Here is a 3717-nt window from a genome sequence, read left to right as displayed (position 1 = left end):
ACGGGTACGCGCCTCGGCCAGGAGGTCTTCCTGGTCACCGGCACGACCGAGGAGCAGGGCACGACCGTCGACATGATCCTCGAAGTGACGTCGGACTACGTCGCCCTCGCGGCCACGGGCTCGACCGAGCTCGAGGGCCAGAAGATCGAGAGCGTGCAGGAGATCACGGAGTGGGACGTCAAGCAGGACATCGTCGCACCGCTCTGACCACGAGCAGACACTGCGGGCCGGGGCGATCGCCTCGGCCCGCAGTGCGTCCGGGGTGAGGCGAACGTCAGCTGATCGTCGTCCCCTCGATCAGCGAACGCAGGGTCTCGATCGGCAGCTTCGGCTCCCTGGCCTCGGTGAGCAGTCCGTTGCGCTCCTGCATGGTGTCGGTGAGCTGCGTCCAGCACCAGCCCGCGAGCCCTGCCGCGCGACCGCCGAACCCGCGCGTCCCCGACTGCACGGCGCCGAGGATCTCGGCCAGCCTTCGCGCGTAGTCGTCGGCATCGGATGCTTCGGAGTACCCCCACGAGTCGGTCGGACTGGCATCCGCCGCCCATTTCACGCCGCCGAACTCCGTGAGCATCACCGGCTGCCCGGCGTCGTCCGTTCCGTCGAGGCGGATCCTGCGCCCCGCCGGCCCGATGCCGCCGATGTATGTGCGCAGCGCCGCCTCGTCGATGTCGTAGCGATCAGCCAGCACCCGACCGTCCCACTCGTAGTCGTGGATGGTCCAGAGGTCGGACGTGCCCAGCTCCCAGCCGTCGTTGGAGATGACGGGCCGCGTCGGGTCGAGCGCCTTGGTGAGGTGGTAGAGGCTTTCGGCGAAGGCTCGCTGATCGGCTCGCGACGCGATGTGCTGCACGCCCCAGCTCTCGTTCAACGGCACCCAGGTGATGATGCTGGGGTGTGCACGATCGCGCATCACCGCCTCGGTCCACTCGGCCGTCGTGCGCCGAACGGCCTCGGTGCTGAAGGTGTACGTCGCAGGCATCTCACCCCAGACGAGCAGTCCGAGCCGGTCGGCCCAGTAGAGGAACCTCTCGTCCTCGATCTTCTGATGCACCCGCACCGAGTTGAAGCCGAGCTCCGAGATCAGCTCGGCCTCGCGCCGCAGCGCGTCTGCCGACGGCGCCGTGAGGTGCGACTCGGGCCAGTACCCCTGGCTGAGCACCGAACGGATCGTGATCGGTCGGTCGTTGAGCAGCAGCGCACCCTCGGCCCAGCTGACCGAGCGCAGCCCGAGGTAGCTCGCCACGGCATCCGACTCGAACCCGTCTGTCTCGACCCGCACCCAGGCATCGAGCAGCACCGGATTCTCGGGGCGCCAGAGCAGATGCTCGTAGTGCTGTCCGTTCGTCTGTCCGGCCAGGGGGAAGGTGAGAGTGGTCGTCGTGTCGCCCGCCTGCACGCTGGCGGATCCGAGCGGGCGCCCCTCGTGGGCGATCCGCACGTGCACGATGCTGTCGGCCCGCCGTCGCAGCGAGACCTCGACGGTCACGGTGCCCGCGGTGAGATCACTGGTCCAGTTGAGGGCCGTCACGTGCTGGGGCGACACCGACTCGAGCCACACGGTCTGCCAGATGCCGGTCGTGCGGTGATACCAGATCGCATGCGGATCCTCATGCCAGTCCTGCTTGCCTCGGGGCTGAGCGAGGTCGTGCGGGTCATCCTCAGCGCGCACGACGATCGTGTGCTGATCCGTCGCTGCGTCGAGCGCGTCTGTGACGTCGAAGCCGAACGGAGTGTGGCCGCCTTCATGGGTGCCCACGACGTGACCGTCGACCCAGACGGTGGCGCGGTGGTCGACGGCGCCGAAGTGCAGGATCAGTCGCCTCCCGGCCGCGTGCCCCGCCGCGTCGAGGTCTTCGGATTCGAGCACGCGTCGGTACCAGACGACGGGATGGAAGCCGGTCTCGCCGACCCCCGAAGCAGGTGACTCGGGCGGGAAGGGCACCCGGATGCGGTCGGGCAGCTCGCGTCCGTCATGCCAGTGCTCGCTGAGGCCGAGGTCGGAATCATCGTGCGCGAAGCCCCAGTCGCCGTCGAGGTCGACGAACGAATCGCGCACCAGCTGCGGACGCGGACGCGCGATCTCCGATCGGCTCGCTCTCAGGGTCTCGATCGGCTGGCCGGTGGTGTCGGTGTCTCGCAAAGCCACGTCTACGGCTCCCTCTTCCGGTCGGCTCCTGCCGGCCCTTCGTCATCGAACGGGTGGTCCTCGCGGGGAGGATGACGCGGCGGAAGTCCATTCCGTTCCACGCTGAACCAACCACGCTAGTTCCACGTTGAACTATGGTCAACCATGAGAGTCTCGTCGACGAGCGCCGCGTGGTCGGCGTGGCCGATCCGAGAGAAGGAGCCCCGATGACCCGAGTGACGCTCGCCGATGTCGCAGCCCTGGTCGGGGTGAGCGCCAAGTCGGTGTCGAACGTCGTAAACGGCACCGGCTGGGTGGGCGACGACGTGAGAAAGCGCATCCTCGCCGCGATCGACGAACTCGGCTATCGCCCCAACCTCGCCGCCCGGCAGCTGCGCAATGGCCGAAGCGGCCTCATCGCCCTCGTGCTCCCCGATCTTCGCGAACCGTACTTCGCCGAATTCGCCTCGCAGTTCGTCAGCGCCGCGCAGAAACGCGCCCTCACCGTGCTCATCTCCCAGACCGGAGGAGACCGGGAGGCAGAGCTGGCGATGATGTCGGGTGAGGGTCTCCCCGCTCTCGACGGCATCGTCATGAGCCCACTCGCGCTGACGTCGGCCGATCTCGCCGACCGCCCGGCTGCGTCATCGCTCGTGCTCATCGGCGAACAGGCCGAGGCGCTGGTCGGCCCTACCGCACACCACGTCGGCATCGACAACGTGGCGGCTGCCGCCGCCGCGACGTCGTACCTTCTTGCGAACGGTCGGCGTCGGATCGCCGCCGTCGGCGTGCAGCATTCCGGACCCACCGCCACATCACGACTGCGATTCGAGGGATATCTGCGAGCGCTCCGCGATGCGGGCATCGATCCCGATCCCTCGCTCCATGCCACGGTCGAACACTTCAACCGCGCCGGCGGTTCGACCGCGGTCGAGCATCTGATCGACCGCGGGGTCGAGTTCGACGCGCTCTTCTGCTTCAGCGACAGCCTCGCACTCGGCGCCCTCTACACTCTCGGCAGCCACGGGATCGACGTGCCGGGCACCGTGCAGGTCATGGGGTTCGACGCGATCGAAGAAGGCGGGTTCCACATTCCGGCGTTCTCGACCGTCGGCCATGGCGACGCCGAGGCTGCGGCGGAGATCCTCGACATCCTGGCTTCTGCCCCGACGGCCGGGGCACACCACAAGGTGCCCTTCAGTCTCATCCCCCGCTGATCGGGATGCCGCGGACGCGCACCCTTCTCCGTGGCGTGCCGCGAGTCAGGAGGATGCGTCGGCGAGCTGCCGGTCGACGTCGGCGAGCTGGGCTCGGATCTGCACGAAGGATTCCGGAGTGAAGCGCCTGACCTGCAAGTCGAGGATCGCCGTGGCTGCGAGGTCGCTGACCTCGAACGCCGCTGCGACGGCGGCCACAGCTGACGCATCGTCGCCGGGCACGTCGGCGCAGATGCGGAGCAGCTCCTCACGCCTTTCGAACGCGGCGACGTAGGCCGCCAGGATCTCTCGACGCCTCACGAGGTTGTCGTCATTCGCAGCCATGGGGCCACTGTACGACGGGGCGTCGCCCTCGTTCCGAAGGAGATCTCGCGC

General features: G+C 68.3%; 3 protein-coding genes and 1 pseudogene. 2 read left to right on the top strand and 2 right to left on the bottom strand.

From position 1 onward, the window contains the following. A pseudogene (locus J7E68_RS13640) lies at positions 1–207 on the top strand (hypothetical protein); the annotation flags it as partial. A 67-nt stretch (positions 208–274) separates the two neighbouring features. On the opposite strand, the gene J7E68_RS13635 reads toward J7E68_RS13640, so the two are convergent. After that, the gene (locus tag J7E68_RS13635) at positions 275–2146 is read right to left on the bottom strand and encodes a glycoside hydrolase family 2 TIM barrel-domain containing protein (RefSeq protein WP_311416944.1); all 1872 of its coding nucleotides are present in this window, start codon (positions 2144–2146) and stop codon (positions 275–277) included. A gap of 206 nt (positions 2147–2352) precedes the next feature. On the opposite strand from J7E68_RS13635, the gene J7E68_RS13630 reads away from it, so the two are divergent. Next, positions 2353–3342 carry a LacI family DNA-binding transcriptional regulator gene (locus J7E68_RS13630; RefSeq protein WP_215173438.1) on the top strand — a complete coding sequence of 330 codons (990 nt, stop codon included), beginning with the start codon at positions 2353–2355 and terminating at the stop codon, positions 3340–3342. Positions 3343–3387: 45 nt separating this feature from the next. Here J7E68_RS13630 and J7E68_RS13625 read toward each other — a convergent pair whose 3' ends face one another. Beyond that, positions 3388–3666: a hypothetical protein gene (locus J7E68_RS13625; protein ID WP_215173435.1), complete on the bottom strand. Its 279-nt coding sequence runs from the start codon at positions 3664–3666 to the stop codon at positions 3388–3390. Positions 3667–3717: the final 51 nt, after the last annotated feature.

Origin of the sequence: Microbacterium sp. ISL-103 (assembly GCF_018613995.1) — a bacterium.
Classification (GTDB): Bacteria; Actinomycetota; Actinomycetes; order Actinomycetales; family Microbacteriaceae; genus Microbacterium.
Note: the sequence above shows the minus strand (reverse complement) of the source record. Positions and strands in the feature narration are given on the sequence as shown.